20 protein-coding genes are annotated in these 19,473 nt (G+C 73.2%); 16 read left to right on the top strand and 4 right to left on the bottom strand.

Features of this window, described 5'->3' with window-relative positions:
• Positions 1–41 precede the first annotated feature (41 nt).
• From ACQPZP_RS16130 to ACQPZP_RS16150, 5 genes are all read left to right on the top strand, one after another.
• Complete coding sequence (locus ACQPZP_RS16130; protein WP_433478425.1) at positions 42–1,004, top strand: carbamate kinase; 963 nt, start codon at positions 42–44, stop codon at positions 1,002–1,004.
• A gap of 44 nt (positions 1,005–1,048) precedes the next feature.
• The gene (locus tag ACQPZP_RS16135; protein WP_433478426.1) at positions 1,049–2,155 is read left to right on the top strand and encodes a ring-opening amidohydrolase; all 1,107 of its coding nucleotides are present in this window, start codon (positions 1,049–1,051) and stop codon (positions 2,153–2,155) included.
• Positions 2,156–2,236: 81 nt separating this feature from the next.
• Entirely contained in the window at positions 2,237–2,932 is a 696-nt protein-coding gene (locus tag ACQPZP_RS16140) for an SseB family protein (protein WP_433478427.1), read from the top strand.
• Between the two features lie 55 nt (positions 2,933–2,987).
• Positions 2,988–3,737: a phytanoyl-CoA dioxygenase family protein gene (locus ACQPZP_RS16145; protein WP_433478428.1), complete on the top strand. Its 750-nt coding sequence runs from the start codon at positions 2,988–2,990 to the stop codon at positions 3,735–3,737.
• A 52-nt stretch (positions 3,738–3,789) separates the two neighbouring features.
• Positions 3,790–6,762 carry a glycine--tRNA ligase gene (locus ACQPZP_RS16150; protein WP_433479618.1) on the top strand — a complete coding sequence of 991 codons (2,973 nt, stop codon included), beginning with the start codon at positions 3,790–3,792 and terminating at the stop codon, positions 6,760–6,762.
• On the opposite strand, the gene ACQPZP_RS16155 is transcribed toward ACQPZP_RS16150, so the two are convergent.
• The gene (locus ACQPZP_RS16155; protein ID WP_433478429.1) at positions 6,759–7,766 is read right to left on the bottom strand and encodes a DUF2332 domain-containing protein; all 1,008 of its coding nucleotides are present in this window, start codon (positions 7,764–7,766) and stop codon (positions 6,759–6,761) included. The two genes, ACQPZP_RS16150 and ACQPZP_RS16155, sit on opposite strands and share 4 nt — an antisense overlap.
• Before the next feature lie 79 nt (positions 7,767–7,845).
• On the opposite strand from ACQPZP_RS16155, the gene aroC reads away from it, so the two are divergent.
• The 4 genes from aroC to aroQ are packed head-to-tail and all read left to right on the top strand — an operon-like array spanning position 7,846 to position 11,058.
• Positions 7,846–9,024 carry a chorismate synthase gene (gene aroC / locus ACQPZP_RS16160; RefSeq protein WP_433478430.1) on the top strand — a complete coding sequence of 393 codons (1,179 nt, stop codon included), beginning with the start codon at positions 7,846–7,848 and terminating at the stop codon, positions 9,022–9,024.
• Positions 9,025–9,032: 8 nt separating this feature from the next.
• Positions 9,033–9,542, top strand: coding sequence for a shikimate kinase (locus ACQPZP_RS16165; RefSeq protein WP_433478431.1), 510 nt, complete (start codon positions 9,033–9,035; stop codon positions 9,540–9,542).
• Complete coding sequence (gene aroB, locus ACQPZP_RS16170) at positions 9,539–10,612, top strand: 3-dehydroquinate synthase (protein WP_433478432.1); 1,074 nt, start codon at positions 9,539–9,541, stop codon at positions 10,610–10,612. Before ACQPZP_RS16165 ends, aroB begins: the two co-directional genes overlap by 4 nt.
• Positions 10,609–11,058, top strand: a complete 450-nt coding sequence (gene aroQ, locus ACQPZP_RS16175; protein WP_433468589.1) for a type II 3-dehydroquinate dehydratase — start codon at positions 10,609–10,611, stop codon at positions 11,056–11,058. Before aroB ends, aroQ begins: the two co-directional genes overlap by 4 nt.
• A 16-nt stretch (positions 11,059–11,074) precedes the next feature.
• Here aroQ and ACQPZP_RS16180 read toward each other — a convergent pair whose 3' ends face one another.
• Positions 11,075–11,650: a TetR/AcrR family transcriptional regulator gene (locus ACQPZP_RS16180; RefSeq protein ID WP_433478433.1), complete on the bottom strand. Its 576-nt coding sequence runs from the start codon at positions 11,648–11,650 to the stop codon at positions 11,075–11,077.
• A 100-nt stretch (positions 11,651–11,750) separates the two neighbouring features.
• On the opposite strand from ACQPZP_RS16180, the gene ACQPZP_RS16185 reads away from it, so the two are divergent.
• The 3 genes from ACQPZP_RS16185 (at position 11,751) to ACQPZP_RS16195 (ending at position 14,013) form a co-directional block, all read left to right on the top strand.
• Entirely contained in the window at positions 11,751–12,197 is a 447-nt protein-coding gene (locus tag ACQPZP_RS16185) for a PaaI family thioesterase (RefSeq protein WP_433478434.1), read from the top strand.
• A 32-nt stretch (positions 12,198–12,229) separates the two neighbouring features.
• Positions 12,230–12,895: an enoyl-CoA hydratase-related protein gene (locus ACQPZP_RS16190; RefSeq protein WP_433478435.1), complete on the top strand. Its 666-nt coding sequence runs from the start codon at positions 12,230–12,232 to the stop codon at positions 12,893–12,895.
• A 71-nt stretch (positions 12,896–12,966) separates the two neighbouring features.
• Positions 12,967–14,013 carry an LLM class F420-dependent oxidoreductase gene (locus ACQPZP_RS16195; RefSeq protein ID WP_433478436.1) on the top strand — a complete coding sequence of 349 codons (1,047 nt, stop codon included), beginning with the start codon at positions 12,967–12,969 and terminating at the stop codon, positions 14,011–14,013.
• Here ACQPZP_RS16195 and ACQPZP_RS16200 read toward each other — a convergent pair.
• Together ACQPZP_RS16200 and ACQPZP_RS16205 are read right to left on the bottom strand one after the other, a co-directional pair.
• The gene (locus ACQPZP_RS16200; protein WP_433478437.1) at positions 13,988–14,710 is read right to left on the bottom strand and encodes a hypothetical protein; all 723 of its coding nucleotides are present in this window, start codon (positions 14,708–14,710) and stop codon (positions 13,988–13,990) included. The genes ACQPZP_RS16195 and ACQPZP_RS16200 overlap by 26 nt on opposite strands.
• 127 nt (positions 14,711–14,837) lie before the next feature.
• Positions 14,838–16,316 (bottom strand): flavin monoamine oxidase family protein, encoded by a 1,479-nt coding sequence (locus ACQPZP_RS16205; RefSeq protein WP_433478438.1) that lies wholly within the window; start codon positions 16,314–16,316, stop codon positions 14,838–14,840.
• Positions 16,317–16,468: 152 nt separating this feature from the next.
• Here ACQPZP_RS16205 and ACQPZP_RS16210 point away from each other — a divergent pair, with 152 nt between their 5' ends.
• Genes ACQPZP_RS16210 through ACQPZP_RS16225 form a run of 4 tightly spaced genes read left to right on the top strand, consistent with a single transcriptional unit; the run spans position 16,469 to position 19,446 of the window.
• Positions 16,469–17,545: a M24 family metallopeptidase gene (locus ACQPZP_RS16210; protein ID WP_433478439.1), complete on the top strand. Its 1,077-nt coding sequence runs from the start codon at positions 16,469–16,471 to the stop codon at positions 17,543–17,545.
• A 33-nt stretch (positions 17,546–17,578) separates the two neighbouring features.
• Positions 17,579–18,136 (top strand): elongation factor P, encoded by a 558-nt coding sequence (efp, locus tag ACQPZP_RS16215; protein ID WP_433478440.1) that lies wholly within the window; start codon positions 17,579–17,581, stop codon positions 18,134–18,136.
• Between the two features lie 49 nt (positions 18,137–18,185).
• On the top strand, positions 18,186–18,602 hold the full coding sequence (nusB, locus tag ACQPZP_RS16220; RefSeq protein ID WP_433478441.1) for a transcription antitermination factor NusB: 417 nt from the start codon (positions 18,186–18,188) through the stop codon (positions 18,600–18,602).
• A gap of 58 nt (positions 18,603–18,660) precedes the next feature.
• Positions 18,661–19,446, top strand: a complete 786-nt coding sequence (locus tag ACQPZP_RS16225) for a methyltransferase domain-containing protein (RefSeq protein WP_433478442.1) — start codon at positions 18,661–18,663, stop codon at positions 19,444–19,446.
• Positions 19,447–19,473 lie beyond the last annotated feature (27 nt).

Below are 19,473 nucleotides of genomic sequence, written 5' to 3' on the forward strand. Positions count from 1 at the left end.
CGCCCATGAGCGCCGCCCTTCGCGCGGGTTAGCGTCCGTCCGTGACCTGGAACGGCGGGGGGACGCTCAGCGGCGAGCGGATCCTGATCGCGCTCGGCGGCAACGCCATGACCGCACCGGACGGCAGCGCCACCCCGGACGCCCAGGCGGCGGCGATCGAGGCCGCGATGGCTCCCGTCGCGGAGCTGGTCGCGGCGGGCGCGCGGGTCGCGCTCACGCACGGGAACGGGCCGCAGGTCGGCAATCTGCTGATCAAGAACCAGCTGGCGGCGGGCGTGGTGCCGCCCGTCCCGCTGGACTGGTGCGGCGCGCAGACCCAGGCCACCGTCGGCGTGATGGTCATGAACGCGCTGGAGCGGGCGCTGTGCGCGCGGGGCGCCGCCCGCCCGGTGTCCACGGTCGTGACGCGGACGCTGGTGGACGCGTCCGACCCCGGGTTCGACGCGCCCGCCAAGCCGATCGGCCGCTACTTCCCCGAGGAGGAGGCACGCCGGTCGATGGCGCTCGGCCAGGCGTGGAAACGGTTCGGGGAGCGGGGCTGGCGGCGCGTCGTCGCCTCGCCGGAACCGCTGGAGATCCTGGACGCCGACGCGGCGGCCGTCCTGCTGGAGGCCGGGCACGTCGTGGTCGCCGCGGGCGGCGGGGGAGCGCCCGTCGTCCGGGCGGACGGGACGCTGCGCGGCGTCGAGGCCGTCGTCGACAAGGACCTCGCGGCGCAGCTGCTGGCCCGGCGCCTCGGCGCGACCACCCTCGTGATCGCCACCGACGTCGAGAACGCGATGACCGGGTTCGGGACGCCGCTGGCCCGCCCCCTGCGCCGCACGACGGCGGCGGAGCTGGCGGCGCTGGCCGCCGCCGGGCACTTCGCCGGGGGAAGCATGGGTCCCAAGGTCGAGGCGGTGGTGCGGTTCGTCGCCGCCGGCGGGCGGCGCGCGGCGATCGCGTCGCTGGCCCGGCTCGGCGACGCCGCGCACGGCGTGGCCGGGACGGTCGTGGAGGCGTGACCCGGGGTAGAGACCGATGAGCAGAGCAGCTGAGGAGCGATGACGTGCCCGATCCGATCGAAGTCCGCAAGATCCCCATCGAGAGCGTGACCGACGCGTCCGGGCTGGCCCGGCTGATCGACGACGGCGTGCTGGAGGCCGACCGGGTCCTCGCCGTGGTCGGCAAGACCGAGGGCAACGGCGGGGTGAACGACTACACCCGGCTGCTGGCCGACCGGGCGTTCCGCGAGGTCCTCGTCACCAAGGGCACCCGGCCCGCGGACGAGGTGGCGCGCGTCCCGCTGGTGTGGTCCGGCGGGACCGACGGGGTGCTCAGCCCGCACGCGACCGTGTTCGCCACCGTCGATCCGGCGAACGCGCCGAGGTCGGACGAGCCGCGGCTCTCGGTCGGCGTCGCGATGAGCGACATCATCCTGCCCGAGGACATCGGCCGGCCCGCGATGGTCGAGACGGTCGCCGCCGGGGTCCGCGAGGCCATGAAGACCGCCGGGATCGACGACCCCGCGGACGTCCACTACGTCCAGACCAAGACGCCGCTGCTCACCCTCGACACGATCAACGACGCCAGGTCGCGCGGCCGCGGCGTCGTCACCGAGGACACCCTCAAGTCGATGGACATCTCCAACTCCACGACCGCGCTCGGCATCGCCGTCGCGCTCGGCGAGATCGAGACGCCGTCCGCGGAGCGGATCCACAAGGACCTGTCGCTGTACTCGTCGGTGGCGTCCTGCTCGTCCGGGGTGGAACTGGACCGGGCGCAGATCGTCGTCGTCGGCAACGTCCGCGGCATCGGCGGCCGGTACCGGGCCGGGCACGGTGTGATGAAGGACGCCCTCGACGCCGACGGCATCTGGGACGCGATCAGGACGGCGGGCCTCGACCTGCCCGGCCGGCCCCGCACCTCCGACCTCGGTGACCGGCTCGTGAACGTCTTCATCAAGTGCGAGGCCGACCCGACCGGCTCGGTCCGCGGACGCCGCAACATCATGCTGGACGACTCCGACGTGCACTGGCACCGGCAGATCAAGGCGTGCGTCGGCGGCGTCGCCGCGTCCGTCACCGGCGACCCGGCGGTGTTCGTGTCGGTCGCGGCCGTCCACCAGGGGCCGTCCGGTGGCGGCACCGTCGCGGCCATCGCCGATCTCGGCTGATGCCGACCGGCGCCCGTCGGAAAGCGGAGAGTATCCGGATAGTCGCCCCCCGCGGTCGCCGGAGGCTATAGCCTTCCTGCCGTGTCCGGACTGACCATTCCCGAACCACAGTTCCCCGGGGACGACGGGAGCGCCGACCCCCGGCTGTGCGAGGCGCTCGCCGGGTACGCGTCCGGCCGCGTCGGCGCCCACACGGTGCTGCGGCGGCTGCAGGGCGCGCGGCTCCTCGTCCCCGTCGTCGCCGTCCTCACCGAGGAGGAGGACGTCGCCCCCGGCGAGCCGCGCCGGGAGAAGTCGAGCGACATGGCGCTGCCCACCCTGATCGGCGACGACGGGCGACGCGGGGTGCTCGCGTTCACCTGCGGCGAGACGATGAAGGCGTGGCGCGCCGACGCCCGGCCCGTGACGGTCCGCGGCGGCGACGCGTGCCGCGCCACCCTGGACGAGGGCGCCGACGCCCTGGTCGTGGACGTGGCGGGTCCCGTCCCGTTCGCCGTGGACGGCCTGCGCCTGCACCTGCTGGCCGAGGGCCGCCCCATCCCGCCGCCGCACGAGGACCCCGACATCCTCGCGGCCGTCGAGGCGGCGTTCGGTTCCGACCAGTCCGTCAGCGGCGTCCGCGTGACCGAGGGCACGTCCGCCGAGGTCGCCGTCCGGTTCGCCGTCGTCCCCGGCCACGACGAGCGCCGCACCGTGCAGCGGGTGTCCGACCGGCTCGCCGAAGTGCTGCGCGGCCGCATCGTCGGCGGCGTCGAGCTGAACGTCGTGCGCAGGTGACCGGGCGCCGGTAAATCGCTCGCGTCCGCCGCGCCCGTCTTGGCACCCTGGCGTCATGATCGACGTTGACGCCTTCATCGCCGACGGTTTCGTCCGCGTCGAGGAGGCCTTCCCCCGGGAACTGGCCGAGCAGGGCCGCGAGATCCTCTGGCGGGACACCGGCTGCGACCCCGGTGACCGCTCGACCTGGACGCGGCCGGTCGTCCGGCTCGGCGACTACCCGCAGGAGCCGTTCCGGGCCGCCGTGAACACGCCCCGCCTGCACGCCGCGTTCGACGCGGCCGTCGGGAAGGGCGCCTGGCTGCCCCGCGGCAGCCTCGGCACGTTCCCGGTCCGGTTCCCCAGAGACGAGCCGCCGGGCGACGACGGCTGGCACATCGACGCGAGCTTCCCCGGCGACGAACCGTCCGACTTCATGAAGTGGCGGGTGAACCTGGCCTCCAGGGGCCGCGCGCTGCTGATGTTGTTCCTGTTCTCCGACGTGGGCGAGGACGACGCGCCCACGCGCATCCGGGTCGGCTCCCATCTGGACGTTCCGCCGATCCTGGAACCCGAGGGCGACTCCGGGCTCGGCATGATGGATCTCGCCGGGAAGGCCGTTCCGGCGTCCGAACACCGTCCCGTCGCGTTCGCCACCGGCCGGGCCGGGGACGTCTACCTGTGTCATCCGTTCCTCGTGCACGCGGCGCAGCCGCACCGCGGCACGGAGGTCAAGTTCATGGCGCAGCCCCCGCTGCTCCCGTCGGGGCCGCTCCCCGAATCGTCTCCGGTGCGGGCGGCGATCCAGCGAGGTCTCGGGCGCTGACGCTTGCAGGCTTGAGGCCGCCCGATCCCGTTTGGAGAATTCCGTGCTGACCATGCAGGACGCGCTCATCCGGCTCACCGGGTACTGGGCGGGACGGGGCTGCCTCGTCGCGCAGCCGATGAACACCGAGGTCGGCGCGGGCACGCTCAACCCGGCCACCGCGCTGCGCGTCCTCGGGCCGGAGCCGTGGCGGGTCGCCTACACCGAGCCGAGCGTCCGCCCCGACGACTCCCGGTACGGCGACAACCCGAACCGGCTGCAGACCCACACCCAGTTCCAGGTGATCCTCAAACCGGAGCCGGGCGACGCGCAGGAGCTCTACCTCGGCAGCCTCACCGCACTCGGGATCGACCTGCGCGCGCACGACGTCCGGTTCGTCGAGGACGACTGGGCGTCGCCCGCGCTCGGCGCGTGGGGGCTCGGCTGGGAGGTCTGGCTCGACGGCCTGGAGATCACCCAGTTCACCTACTTCCAGCAGTCGGGCGGGCTGACCCTCGATCCGGTGTCGGTCGAGATCACCTACGGGATGGAACGCATCCTGATGGCGCTCCAGGGCGTCTCCCATTTCAAGGACATCGCGTACGCCCCCGGCATCTCCTATGGCGAGGCGTTCGGGCAGGCCGAGTACGAGATGAGCCGCTACTACCTGGACGACGCCGACATCGCGACGAACCGGGAGCTGTTCGAGTCCTACGCGGCCGAGGCGCGGCGGATGCTCGACGCCCGGCTGCCCGTCCCCGCCCACTCCTACATGCTGAAGTGCTCGCACGCGTTCAACGTCCTGGACGCGCGCGGGGCCGTCGGCACGACCGAGCGCGCCCGCGCGTTCGCCCGGATGCGCGGCCTCGCCCACGAGGTCGCCGCGCTGTGGGTGGAGCGCCGTGCCGAGCTGGGGCATCCCCTCGGCGACGCCGCGCCCCGCCTCGCCGACGCCGGGCGGGGCGTTCTGCCGGACCTCACCACGGCCGGCTCGTTCGCGCTGGAGATCGGTGTCGAGGAGCTCCCGCCGCACGAGGTGGCCCGGACGGCGTCGCAGGTGGCGGAACGCCTGCTGGCAGGGCTGGAGGAGGCCGGGCTGATCACGGACGCGTCCTCGCTCGACACGTGCGCCACGCCCCGCCGGATCATCGCGGTCGTCCGTGACCTGGAGCCGCGCGAGCCCGACACCGAGCAGATGGTGAAGGGCCCGCGGCTCGCCGCCGCCTACGACGCGTCCGGGGAGCCGACGCGGGCGTTGCAGGGGTTCGCGCGCGGCCAGGGCATCGCGGTGGAGGACGTCCAGCGGATCACCCTGCCGGGCGGGGAGTACGCCGGGTACATCCGGAAGGTGGTGGGACGCCCCGCCGCCGAGGTCCTGGCCGAGCTGCTGCCGGACATCGTCGCCGGGCTCCGCGCCGGGAAGAACATGCGGTGGAACGCGCCCGGCCTGTCGTTCGCCCGCCCGATCCGCTGGCTGCTCGCCCTGCTGGACGGCGCGGAGATACCGTTCACCGTCTCCGGCATCACCGCCGGCCGCACGACCCGCGTCCACCGCACGGCGGAAACGCCGCTCGTCGAGGTCGTGGACGCCTCGTCCCTTGTCACGACGCTCCGCGAGCACGGGATCGAGCCCGAGCCGTCGCGGCGGCGGTCCCGCATCGTCGAGGACGCGGGCGCGCTCGCACGGCGGCTTGGCGGGACGATCGACTTCGCCGGCGAGCAGGACCTCGTCGAGGAGATCGTCGACCTGGCCGAGGAGCCCGTGACCATCCTCGGCTCGTTCGACGAGAAGTACCTTGAGCTGCCCGAGGAGATCCTCACCACGGTCATGCGCAAGCACCAGCGGTACCTGCCGGTGCGGGCGTCCACCGGTCGGCTTCTCCCGCACTTCGTCACGGTCGCCAACGGCGAATGCGACCACGACGCCGTCCGGGCCGGGAACGAGGCGGTCCTGCGCGCACGCTACGAGGACGCCGCGTTCTTCTACCAGCAGGACCTGCGGAGTACACCTGCGCAGATCAAGGAGGGGCTCGCCAGGCTCACGTTCACCGAGCGCCTCGGGTCGATGGCCGACCGGTCGGCGCGCATCGCCGCGATCGCCGCCGAGCTGGCCGACCGCCTCGACCCGGCCGCGGGGGAGCGGGACACGATCCGCCGCGCCGCCGGGCTGGCCAAGTTCGACCTGGCCTCGTCCATGGTCATCGAGCTGTCGAGCCTCGCCGGGACCATGGCGGGCGAATACGCCCGCCGCGCCGGCGAGGACGACGCCGTCGCGCAGGCCCTGTACGAGATGGAGCTGCCTCGCGCGGCCGGCGGCGCCCTGCCCGGCAGCCTGCCCGGCGCGGTCCTCGCCGTCGCCGACCGGCTCGACCTTCTGGCCGGGCTGTTCGCCGTCGGGTCCGCTCCGACGGGCAGCTCCGACCCGTTCGGCATGCGGCGGGCCGCGCTCGCCCTCACCGCGATCCTGCGGGACGTCCCGCGCCTCGCGCCCGTCACGGTCGGGGACGGCCTCGCCCTCGCCGCCCGGCACCAGCCCGTCGAGGTCCCGCCCGAGGCGCTCGCGGAGGCCGGGCGGTTCGTCGCGAGGCGCCTCGAACAGAACCTCCTGGACGAGGGGCATCCCGTGAACATCGTCAGGGCCGTCCTCCCGCACGCCGGTGCGCCCGCCCACGCCGCCCAGGCCGCCGCCGACCTGGCGAACCTTCTGCGGTCGTCACGGTTCGAGCGGCTCACGACGGCGTTGCAGCGCGTCCTGCGGATCGTCCCGGACGGGACGGACGCCGGCTACGACCCGGCGTTGTTCACCGAGCCCGCGGAGCAGGTCCTGGAAGAGGCGTTCTCGCGTGTCCGGGCCGAGCTGCCCGCACGCCCGGCCCTCCCGGAGTTCTCCGCGGCCGCGGCCGCCCTCGTCGCCCCCATCGACACCTACTTCGACGACGTGATGGTCATGGACGAGGACCCGGCCCGCCGCGCCAACCGGCTCGGCTTCCTCGCCGCCGTCCGGGACCTGGCCGCGCCCGTCCTCGACTGGCGGGAGATCGCCTAGAGCCAGGTCGTGGGCAGGCCGTGCGACGGGCCCTCGCCGAGGATCCGGCGCTCCCCGCCCGGCCAGATCCGCAGCGCCACGACCTGGGCGGCGTCGAGCCGGGAGGCGTCGCGTCCCTCGAACGACAGGTGGGCCACGGGCGCGCCGGCGGTGGCGGCCGCGCCCGCCGCCTCGATGTGCCGGTCGACCCGGGCGCCCTCCTCTCCCGACAGGTACGCGCGCATCGTCGAATGCCACACGACCGTCACGACGCCCCGCTCAGGGGCGAGACCGTCCAGGAAGTCCGCCGCACCCGCCCGCACGACCGTCGCCGGAACCCGCGCGGCCACCTCGAACGCCGCCCGCAGCCGCTCGACCCGCGCCGTCTGGTCGGGCCACACGTAGGACAGGAGCCGCCGCCGCGCCTCCGGGAACGTCACGTCCAGCGGGTTCGGGTCGCACCCTCGACGCTCCGTGACGGCGAGCGGGGCGTCCACCGGAGGAAGACCCCGCCAGGCGCCGGGCAGGACGACCGGCGACTCCGGCCCGTACGCGCCGTGCTCGTGCAGGAAGCGGAAATGGTCGGCGCGCAGGTTCAGCCCCGCGCTCGCGCCGATCTCCAGCAGCCTGATCGGCAGCCCGGTGGCCGCGGCGACCGCGAGGAGACCGCCGACCAGTGGGGCCGCCCGGCCGACCTCGTTGGTCTGCGGCGGGTCGGTGAGCCCCTCCCGGATCTCCGCGGCGTGCTCGGACAGCACGTCCCGGAAGGCGGGCCATGCCTCCAGCGGGTCCTCCGTCCCGCCGGCGGTCGGGTAGTGAGCGGCCAGCTCGGGCACCCGCCCTTCCAGGACGAGACGGTGCACGGTGCCCAGCATCCCGAGGACGAAGCCGGGCCCGGTGCGGTCTCCAAGGACCGCGGCGGCCGCCTCGCCCGGGTCGTCCGCGGCACGGGTGAGCAGCTCCGCGTACATCGGCGACCCCAGGTCGGCGCACGCCTGTGCCTGGGCGAGCAAGGCCCCTCTCATTCCCCCACCTCCTCCGACGAGCCTCTCAGATGCTGGACGCCGTCACAGGCGGGGGCATGGAGTCAATAGGATCGTTGGCATGCTGCGCTGGTTGACCGCGGGGGAGTCCCATGGCCCGGCCCTCACCGCGATCGTGGAGGGGCTGCCGGCCGGTGTGCGCGTGACCTCGGGGGACATCGCCGAGGAACTGCGCCGCCGCCGGCTCGGCCACGGGCGGGGCGCCCGGATGAAGTTCGAGCAGGACAAGGTGACGATCCTCGGCGGCGTCCGGCACGGGGTGACGCTCGGCGGGCCGGTCGCGATCGAGGTCGGCAACACCGAGTGGCCCAAGTGGGAGACGGTCATGTCGGCCGACCCCGTGGACGCCGACGTCCTCGCCGCCCAGGCGCGGAACGCCCCCCTGTCGCAGCCGCGGCCCGGGCACGCCGACCTCGTCGGCATGCAGAAGTACGGGTTCGACGACGCCCGGCCCGTGCTGGAGCGCGCGAGCGCGCGGGAGACCGCGGCCCGCGTCGCGCTCGGCACGGTCGCCAAGGCGTTCCTCGAGCAGGCCCTCGGCGTGGACGTCCTCAGCCACGTGATCGCGCTCGGCGAGGTCGGGGCGCCCGACGGCGTCCTGCCCGGGCCCGGCGACCTCGCCCGCGTTGACGAGAGCCCGGTGCGCTGCTTCGACGACGAGGCGTCCGCGAAGATGGTCGCGCACATCGACGAGACCAAGAAGGCCGGCGACACCCTCGGCGGTGTCGTGGAGGTCCTCGCCTACGGGCTGCCGGCCGGTCTCGGCAGCCACGTCCACTGGGACCGCCGGCTCGACTCCCGGCTCGCCGGGATCCTGATGGGCATCCAGGCGATCAAGGGCGTGGAGCTCGGCGACGGGTTCACCACCGCGCGCCGTCCCGGGTCCGGGGCGCACGACGAGATCGACGCGACGCCCGAAGGCGTCCGCCGCCGGACGAACCGGGCCGGCGGCGTCGAGGGCGGCATGACCACCGGCGAGGTGCTGCGGGTCCGCGCCGCGATGAAGCCGATCTCCACCGTGCCGCGGCGGCTGGACACCATCGACGTGAAGACCGGCGAACCCGCCAAGGCGATCAACCAGCGCAGCGACGTCACCGCCGTCCCCGCCGCCGGGGTGGTCGCCGAGGCGATGGTCGCGCTCGTCCTCGCGGACGCGGCGCTGGAGAAGTTCGGCGGCGACTCCGCCGAGGAGACCGCCCGCAACCTGCGGGGTTACCTGTCCTCCCTGACGATCAAGTGAACGGGACCATGCGACCGAAGGCAGTCATCATCGGGCCGCCGGGCTCGGGCAAGACCACGATCGGCACCGCGCTGGCGGAACGGCTCGGCGTCGCGCTGCGCGACACCGACGCCGACGTCGAGCGGGTCGCGGGCAAGCCGATCGGCGAGATCTTCATCGACGACGGCGAGGAGCGCTTCCGCGAACTGGAGGGCGCGGCGGTCGCCGCGGCCCTAGCCGAACACGAGGGCGTCGTCGCGCTCGGCGGCGGCGCCGTCCTCGCGCCGGAGAGCCGGGAACTCCTCGCCGGGCACGCCGTCGTCTATCTGCGGGTCGGGCTGTCGGAGGCGATCAAGCGGGTCGGGCTGGCGTCCGCGCGGCCGCTGCTCGTGCTGAACCCGCGCAGCCAGATGCGCAAGCTGCTGGAGGAGCGCCTCCCGATCTACGAGCGGCTCGGCACCGTCCACGTCGACACCGACGGCCGCGAGCCCGCCGACATCGTCGAGGAGATCGCGAAGGCCCTGGGGAGCCCGCGGTGACGCAGGCGCGGGTGCACGTCGGCGGCGCCGACCCGTACGACGTCGTCATCGGCACGGGCGTGCTCGGCGAGCTGCCCGCCATGGTCGGCGACCGGGCCCGCACCGTCGCCGTCGTCCATGCCGAGGGGCTGCCGGAGATCGCCCGCCCCGTCTGCCGGGTGCTCGAACAGGCCGGGTACACGGTCACCGCGCTGCCCGTCCCGGACGGCGAGGCCGCGAAGGAGGCCGGCGTCCTCGCCGGGCTCTGGTCGTCCTTCGCCCGGTCCGGCATGACCCGGACGGACGCCGTCGTCGGCGTCGGCGGCGGCGCGACCACCGACCTCGCCGGGTTCGCGGCGGCGTCCTGGCTGCGCGGCGTGCGCGCCGTGCTGGTGCCGACCACGCTGCTCGGCATGGTGGACGCGGCCGTCGGCGGCAAGACCGGCATCAACATCCCCGAGGGCAAGAACCTCGTCGGCGCGTTCCACCCGCCCGCCGGCGTGCTGTGCGACCTCGCCACGCTGATGACGATGCCGCGCGAGGACTACGTCAGCGGCCTCGCGGAGATCATCAAGGCCGGGTTCATCGCGGACCCGAAGATCCTCGAACTGGTCGAGGACGACCCGAAGGGCGCCGCGTCCCCGGACGGCCCGCACACCCGCGAGCTGGTCGAACGCGCGATCCAGGTCAAGGCCGACGTGGTGTCCGCCGACCTCAGGGAGGGCGGGCTCCGCGAGATCCTCAACTACGGGCACACCCTCGCGCACGCCATCGAGAAGGCCGAGGAGTACCGGTTCCGCCATGGCCACGCCGTCGCGATCGGCATGGTCTACGCCGCCGAGCTGGCCCGCCTCGCCGGCCGCCTGCCCGCCGAGGTCGTCCGGCGGCACCGCGACGTCCTCGCCTCCGTCGGCCTCCCGGTCTCCTACGCCGCGGACTGGGCCGGGCTGCGCGCCACGATGACCATCGACAAGAAGTCGCGCGGCGCGACGCTCCGGTTCGTCGTCCTGGACGGCGTCGCCGAGCCCGGCCGCCTCGAAGGCCCGGACGAGCAACTGCTCGCCGCGGCATACCGGGAGGTCAACCGGTGACCCGCGTTCTCGTTCTGAACGGGCCCAATCTGCGGCGGCTCGGCGTGCGCGAGCCCGACAAGTACGGGACGACCAGCTTCGACGACCTCGCCGCCCTGTGCCGCGACGCCGGCCGCCGCCTGGACCTGAGCGTCGAGGTCCGGCAGACCGACGACGAGGCCGAGATGATGCGCTGGGTGCACGAGGCCGCCGACGAGCGCATCCCGATGGTGCTCAACCCGGCCGCCTTCACCCACTACTCCTACGCGCTCCGCGACGCGCTGGCCCAGCGCACCGCCCCGCTCGTCGAGGTCCACATCACCAATCCGGCGGCCCGCGAGGAGTTCCGCCACACCTCCGTCGTCGCCGGCGTGGCGACCGGCACCATCGCCGGCTTCGGCACGATGTCCTACGTCCTGGCCCTCCAGGCCATCGCCGAACTGATCGCCGAGCAGCGGACCGCCTGACCCCGCCGCGGCCCCGTCAGTCCTCCTCGGCCGCCTTCCTCGCCATGTCCTTGAGCTCGGCGACGACGTCGTCGAGCGGGGCGACGTCGCGGTGGGCGCGGCAGAGGATCGTGGCGCCCTCCACGGCGGCGACGATGAGGCGGGCCAGGCGGGCGGCGCGGTCGTCGGGGACCCCGGCGTTGCCGAGGCCGGTGGCGAGGGTGTCCTGCCAGCGGCCGAACGCCGCCGCGGCCGCCGCGGCCAGCTGCGGGGCCTCGTCGTGGGACTCGATGGTGACGGCGACGATGGGGCAGCCGGCCCGGAACTCGCTCTTGATCAGGACCTGGCGCCACCAGCCGACGAAGGCGTCGACCGCGGACGCGGCGTCGCCGCCCTCGGTGGCGGCGAGGATGCCGGCGTTGAGGAACTCCCCGGCGTAGCGGACGGCCTCCTCGGCGAGCTGCGCCTTGCCCTCCGGGAAGTGGTGGTAGATCGACCCGCGCGGGGCGCCGCTGTGCGCGATCACGTCGCGGAACCCGGTGCCGCTGTAGCCGCGCTCGCGGAAGAGGTAGGCGGCGCTGCGCACCATGCGTTCCCGGCTGTCCGTCCCCATGGACCGATTATGACATTCATCATACGGTCGTCGCGTTGACCATGACGAGCGTCATGGAAAAAGCTTGTTATGACGGACGTCATACCGACTGGGAGCGCGCATGGAGACCACGGCGGGCCTGGAGCAGCTGAAGGATCTGCTCAACATGGGCGTGGAGAAGGGCTACGGCATCGGCGCCCTGCTCGGCATGACGGCCGAGACACTGGAGCCCGGGCGGGTGGTGTTCGCCCTCACTCCGCGGTCCGATTTCAGCAATCCGCTCGGCACCGTGCACGGCGGCATCATGTCCACGCTGCTCGACTCGGCGATGGCCTGCGCGGTCCACACCTCGCTGCCCGCGGGGGCGAGCTACACCACGCTGGAGCTGAAGGTGAACTTCGTCCGGGCGGTGCCGCTGGAGGGCGGCCGTCTGGTGTGCGAGGGGACGACGGTCCACGTCGGACGCAAGGTCGCGACGGCCGAGGGCCGCATCGTCAACGCCGACGGAAAGCTGGTCGCCCACGGCACGACCACCTGCATGGTCTCCCCGGCGGCTACTCCCGAGTAGGGTTCGGTCAGGCACGGATGAAGGAGAGCCACGTGATCGACCTCCAGCGTGACGGAGACGTGTACGTCCTGCGGTTCGACGCCGGTGAGAACCGGTTCGGTCCGGACTTCCTCGGCGCGGTCGAGGGGGCGCTCGACACCGTGGCCAAGAACGACGGGCCCGGCGCCCTGGTCACCGTGGGCACCGGCAAGTTCTACTCCAACGGCCTCGACCTGGACTGGCTCGGCGCCAACCAGGACCGGTTCGAGGAGTACCTGCGGCGCGTCCACGGGCTGTTCGCGCGCGTCCTGGAACTGCCGATGCCCACCGTCGCGGCGCTGAACGGGCACGCGTTCGCGGGCGGCGGGATGCTCGCCCTCTGCCACGACGTCGCCGTCATGCGGACGGACCGGGGCTACTTCTGCCTGCCCGAGGTCGATCTCGGGATGAGCTTCACGCCCGGGATGAACGCGCTCATCACGGGACGCCTGCCGAAGGCCACCGCGCACGAGGCGATGCTCACCGGCCGCCGCTACACCGCGGAGGAGGCGCGCGCCGCCGGGATCGTCCAGCGGACCGCCGCCGAGGAGGAGGTCCTGCCCGCCGCCGTCGAGGCGGCGGCGGCGCTGGCGGGCAAGGACGGCGGGACCGTCGCGAAGATCCGCACCGGCCTGTACCGGCCGGCGCTCGACGCGCTGCGCGGTCCCGCCCTGCCCTGACCGCGGCGCGGTGCGGCGCGGCGGAGTAGGTTACGTTCGACTGGAATCGGATTCGGTTAGGGAGGATGCCGATGCGCATCGGGATGGCGCTCAGCTACTCGGGCGGTTTCAAGGAGACCGTCGAGGAGCTGGCCGACTACGAGAAGGCCGGCCTCGACATCGTCTATGTCGCGGAGGCGTACAGCTTCGACGCGGTGAGCCAGATGGGCTACATCGCCGCCAGGACCGAGCGGGTGGAGATCGCCTCCGGCATCCTCAACATCTACTCGCGCACCCCGACCGCGATCGCGCAGACCGCCGCGGGCCTGGACTACGTCTCGGACGGGCGGTTCACGCTCGGCATCGGCGCGTCCGGCCCGCAGGTCATCGAGGGCTTCCACGGCGTCCCCTACACCGCGCCGCTCGGCCGCACCCGGGAGATCATCGAGATCTGCCGCAAGGTGTGGCGGCGCGAGCGGGTGCAGCACGACGGCCGGCACTACAAGCTGCCGCTGCCGGAGGGCCAGGGCACCGGCCTCGGCAAGGCGCTCAAGCTCATCAACCATCCGGTGCGGGCCGACATCCCGGTCCTGGTCGCCGCGATCGGCCCGAAGAACGTCGAGCTGACCGCGGAGATCGCCAACGGCTGGGAGCCCATCTTCTACATGCCGGAGAAGGCGAAGGACGTCTGGGGTCCCTCCCTCGCCGCGGGCAAGGCCAAGCGCGACCCGGCGCTCGGCGAGCTGGACGTGGTCGGGCAGTCCCCCCTCGCCATCGGCGACGACGTCCAGGGCTTCCTGGAGTTCGGGCGCCCGATGGCCGCGCTCTACATCGGCGGCATGGGCGCCAAGGGCAAGAACTTCTACAACGACCTCGCCCGCCGCTACGGCTTCGAGAAGGAGGCCGAGGAGATCCAGGACCTGTACCTGGACGGCAAGAAGGACGAGGCCGCCGCCAAGGTCCCCCAAGAGCTGCTGGAGAAGATGTCCCTCATCGGCTCCGAGGGCCACGTCCGCGAACGGCTCGCCGCCATGAAGGAGTCCGGCGTCACCACGCTCAACGTGACCCCGATCGCGGGCGACCACAAGGGCCGCCTCGCCCTGATCGAGAAGGTCAAGGAGATGACCGCCGGTCTCTGAGGGACCGCCGCGCCCGGCGTGCCCGCCACCTGCGGCGCAGGGCGCCGAGCCCCAGTCCCGACCCGGAGCCGAACGGCGGGACGTTCAGCTCGAACAGCACGCGAAGCAGGACTCCGCCCCCGAACATGGCGGCTCCCCGCTTCAGGGAGGTGCCCGGATCGCCCACCGAGCCGGCGGGACGCGGGTCGAGGCGGCCGAGCGGGTCGTACATGACCTGGACGCGGCCGCCTCGCTCCGCCACCGGGGAGCCGGTGGTCATCTCCCGCACCCGCGGCTCGGCACAGGCCAGCTCGTGGTCGTAGTAGACGTCCGTGGTCGTGTGCCCCTCGCTGTCGGTGCTGGTGACCTCGCGCCTGTCGACCTTCTTCACCGTGCACGCCGTGGTCCGGCCGCGCTCGTGCAGCGCCTGATCCGACACCGCGTTGGCGATGAAGGTCACCCCGAGGAACAGCAGGAAGAACGCGCCGAAGAACACCAGGATGTTCTCGTAGCGCAGCTGCGTGAAGACCATCACGGCGTACCCGGCCATCATCATCACGAAGAGCAGCGCGGTGCCCGCCCAGTTGTCCGCCAGCGCCGACGGGCCGTTCGCGTTCAGGGCGGCCTGGCCGACGACGAGCGCGAGCCCGGCCAGGGGCGCGCCGACCGCCGGCAGCGCCGCGGAGGCCCAGTCCGACCGCTTCCCGTACCGCACCATCGGAACCCGTTCCGTCGTCCATCCCTGTCCTTGGATGAGATGCACGGTTCCGCCGGCCGGATCGCCACTTGATCCTTACTTTTCGCGGCCGGTGGAACCGTGCGGGAACGGCTCCGGGAGGGTGGTGTCAGAGCGCCGCGCCCACCTCCTTGGCGACGCGCTCCCCGGAGCGGACCGCGCCGTCCATGTAGCCCGTCCAGTAGTCGGACGTCTCCGTGCCGGCCCAGTGGATCGGGCCGCACGCCGCCCGCAGCGCCGGGCCGAACGCGGTCAGCGCGCCGGGCGGGGCCACGCCGACCGGGCCGCCGCCGCTCCACGTCTCGTTGTCCCAGCGCTGGAAAGCCGTCAGCTTCGGGCTCGCCGCCTTGTCGCCGAACAGCTTGGCGAACGAGGCGAGGCCCGCCGCCCTGACGTCGTCCGCGGACGCGGCGTCCAGCTTGCGGATGTTGGCCTGGTTCATGAAGCCCATCAGGATGCCGCGCGATCCGTCCGGCGGGCTGTTGTCGAACGTCGCGTCGATCGCGCCGCTGTCGGCGACCGCCTGCCCGGTCAGGCCGTCCGCGCGCCAGAAGGGCGTGTCGTAGACGGCGACGAACTTGGCGATCGAGCCCATCGGGTAGCGCTGCATGAGCTGCGCCCTGCTCGCGGGCAGCGCCGGCGAGTAGTCGATCTTGCCGGCGATCGCGGGGGACATCGCGACGATGACGCGCCTGGCCGACACCGTGACACCGTCCGCGGTGACCGTGACACCGCCCGAACCGGTGACGATGGACCGCACCGGCGCGTTGTAGCGGACGACGTCGCCGAGCTTGGCGGCCAGCCGGATCGGCACCTCCTGCGAGCCGCCGGTGAACCGGGACTCCTGCGCGCCGCCCTTGGTGTTGATCAGCCGGTCGATCGTCCCCGGGGTGCTCTCGTTTCCCGCCGAGGCCGCGTAGTTCAGCAGGTAGAGCAGCGAGATCTCCTGCGAGCGCATCGACAGGGTCGAGGAGGCGAACGCGTCCATCAGGAACCGCGCGCCGCCGCTCAGCGTGTTGGCCCGCGACCAGGTGTGGAACGTCTGCGCGTCCCACTCCTCGGCCTTCGCCGCCTTCCACGGCTCGCCGACCGGCACGTCCTTGATCATGCCGCCGAGCCTCAGCAGCGCGACCTCCAGGTCGACCACGCCCCAGTCCGGCGGGACGGCGCCGAGGATGCCGTCGGTCGCGTACAGGGACCGCTGGCCGTTGCGGTAGTAGACGTTCTTGCCCTCGTTGTAGGTGGGGTAGGTGTCGACGCCCATGTCCTTGGCGAGCGCGGCGATGCGGTCCTGCGTCGGGCCGATGAACTCGGCGCCGCCCTCGTTGGTGGTGCCGTCGCCGAGCGGCATCCCGTACACGCGCCCGCCCGGCCGCTCCCGCGCCTCTAAGACGAGCACGGACCGGCCTGCCGCCACGAGGTCGCGGGCGGCGGTGAGACCGGACAGGCCGGCCCCGACGATCACCACGTCGGTGCTCAGGGGGGCGGTGCGGGCGGCGGCGGACGGGGCCGCGGCCGCGGAGACGACGGCTCCGGCGGCGGTGAGGGCGCCCGTGCCGAGCAGTCTGCGGCGGCTGACTCGGGTCAAGGTGAATCACTCCCGGGGGAAGTCCATGCGGGGGGACGGACGGAGCACACGACCGGCCACGCTAGGCCGGGCCTCAGGGAAAAGTCGAGGGTTCTTCATGTTCTGTGATCCCGTTGAGACGGCGTCCGGGAACGATGATCTAGAGTCGGGCCATGGGGGAGACGCACATCGCACGGCGCCGCCGGCTGGCCGCGCTCGTCGCGGACCGCGGCGCCGGCGCACTGCTGGTGACCCGGCTCGTCAACGTCCGCTACCTGACCGGCCTGGACAGCTCCCGGGCCGCGCTGCTCGTCCCGGCCGACGGGCAGGCCGTGCTCGCGACCGACGGGCGGTACGCCGGGATGGCCGCGCAGGTCTGCCCGGAGCTGCCCGTCGTCGTCGACCGGCAGGTGGCCGGCGCGCTCGTGAAGCGGGCGGCCGAAGACGGCCACCGCCGGGTCGGCTTCGAGGCGCACGACATGACCGTCGAGCAGCACACCGCCCTCCTCGACGACGCCGAGACCGGGCTGTCGCCGCTCGGCCACCTCGTCGAGGAACTCCGCATGGTCAAGGACGAGGAGGAGATCGCCCTTCTGCGGGAGGCCTGCGCCATCACCGACCGCGCGTTCGAGGCCGTCCTCCCGGAGATCCGCGCCGGGGTCACCGAGCGGGCCGTGGCGATCGCGCTCGAACGGGCCATGGTCGACTTCGGCGCCGAACGCCCCGCCTTCGCGTCGATCATCGCCTCGGGGCCGAACGGCGCCGTCCCGCACCACCACCCCGGCGGCCGCGAGCTGGAACGCGGCGACCTCGTCACCATGGACTTCGGCGCCCTCTACGACGGCTACCACGCCGACATGACCCGCACCGTCGCGATCGGCGAGCCCGCCGGCTGGCAGCGGGACCTCTACGACCTCGTCCACCGGGCGCAGCGGGCCGGGCTGGACGCCGCCCTCCCCGGGGCCGAGACGAAGGACGTCGACGCCGCGGCCCGCGACGTCATCGCGGCGGCCGGGCACGGCGAGGCGTTCACCCACGGCCTCGGGCACGGCGTCGGCCTGGAGATCCACGAAGCGCCGCTCATGGGGTACGACAAGACCGGTAAACTGACGGATCGGGTTCCCATCACGGCGGAGCCGGGGGTCTACCTCGCGGGCCGGGGCGGAGTCCGCATCGAGGACACGGTCGTCGTCCGCGCGGACGGGCCGGAGCTCCTCACCACAACGACGAAAGACCTGCTCGTCCTTTAGGGCGCGCGGGTTCGCGACCGGGAGAACAACGCAGTGGCGACGACGAACGACCTGAAGAACGGCATGACGCTGAACCTCGACGGCCAGCTGTGGACCGTCCTTGAGTTCCAGCACGTCAAGCCCGGCAAGGGCGGCGCGTTCGTCCGCACCAAGCTCAAGAACGTGCTGTCCGGGAAGGTCGTCGACAAGACCTTCAACGCCGGCACCAAGGTCGACGTGGCCAGCGTCGACAAGCGGGAGATGCAGTACCTCTACCGCGAGGGCGAGGACTTCGTCTTCATGGACACCGAGACCTACGACCAGCCGCACATCCCGGAGACCGTCGTCGGCGACGCCGCGAACTACCTGCTCCCCGAGCAGAACGCCGTGATCGCGTTCAACGACGAGAACCCGCTGTACGTCGAGCTGCCCGCCGCCGTCGTGCTGGAGATCACCGAGACCGAGCCCGGCCTGCAGGGCGACCGCTCCACCGGCGGCAGCAAGCCCGCCACCGTGGAGACCGGCGCGCAGGTCCAGGTCCCGCTGTTCATCACCACCGGCGAGAAGGTCAAGGTCGACACCCGCTCCGGCGACTACCTCGGCCGCGCCTGATGGCGGCGGCGCGCGAAAAAGGCGGCGAGCCGCCGAGCGGAGCGAGGCATTGAGCGCACGCACCAAGGCACGGAAGCTCGCGCTGGACATCCTGTTCGCGGCGGAGCTGCGGGAGGAGCAGCCGACGGCGGTGCTCGCCGGGCGGGGCCGCCCCAACCAGGACGAGCTGGCCGAGTACCCGCACGCCGTCCGGCTGATCGAGGGCGTCCAGGAGCACCGGGAGCGCATCGACGAGCTGCTCGCCACCTACGCGACGGGGTGGACCCTGGAGCGGATGCCCGTCGTCGACCGAAACGTCCTGCGGATGGGCGCGTTCGAGCTGCTGTGGGTGGACGACGTCCCCGACGCCGTCGCGGTCAGCGAGGCGGTCGGCCTCGCCACCGAACTGTCCACCGACGAGTCCCCGCGCTTCGTCAACGGCCTGCTGGCCCGGCTCCAGCAGCTCAAGCCGTCTCTCACCCTCTAGCACCGGCATCCTCGTCCAGCCCCCGGCCGGGGACGGCGGGCGGCTAGGCTGGACGGCGATGAGCGACGTTAGGGGAGTGGCCGTGACCGGCCGGCAACAGAAGCGGGTGCGGGGCGGCAGCCGGGTGCGCAGCGCGGTTCTGTGGGACGCCCTGCGCACGGTCCTCGGCCGGATCACCCCCGAGGCCGGCCAGATCGATGTGGTGGACGTCGGCGGCGGCACCGGCGGGTTCGCGGTCCCGCTCGCCGAGCTGGGGCACCGCGTCACCGTGATCGACTCCAACCCGGACGCGCTGGCCGCGCTGGAGCGCCGCGCCGCCGAGTCCGGGGTGCGGGTCCGCGCGATGCAGGGCGACGCCGTCGACCTGCCCGACCTGCTGGGCCGGGACGCCGCCGACCTCGTGCTGTGCCACAGCGTCCTGGAGTACGTCGACGAGCCGGGCGCGGCGATGGCGGCGCTGACCGGCACCGTCCGCCCGGGCGGCTCGGTCAGCGTGCTGGTGGCCGGGCAGGTCGCCGCCGCGCTGCACCGCGCCGTGTCCGGGCACTTCGACGACGCCCGGCGGGTGCTGACCGACCCGGCCGGACGGTGGGGCGAGGGCGACCGGATGCCCCGCCGGTTCACCCGCGAGACGCTGTCGGCGCTGGTGGGCGGCGCGGGCCTGCGGGTCGCCGAGCTGCACGGCGTCCGGATCTTCGCCGACCTCGTGCCGAGCGGCCTGCCGGACGGCGACGCCGACTCCGCCGACGCGCTGATCGCGCTGGAGTCGGTGGCGGCCGTCCACCCCGTCCTGCGCGACCTCGCCACCCAGCTGCACCTGGTGGCCGACAAACCGGCCGGATAGTGCGCCCGTGAGCGGAGCGAACCAGAG

It is taken from the genome of Spirillospora sp. CA-142024, assembly GCF_050942325.1.
Lineage (GTDB): Bacteria > Actinomycetota > Actinomycetes > Streptosporangiales > Streptosporangiaceae > Spirillospora.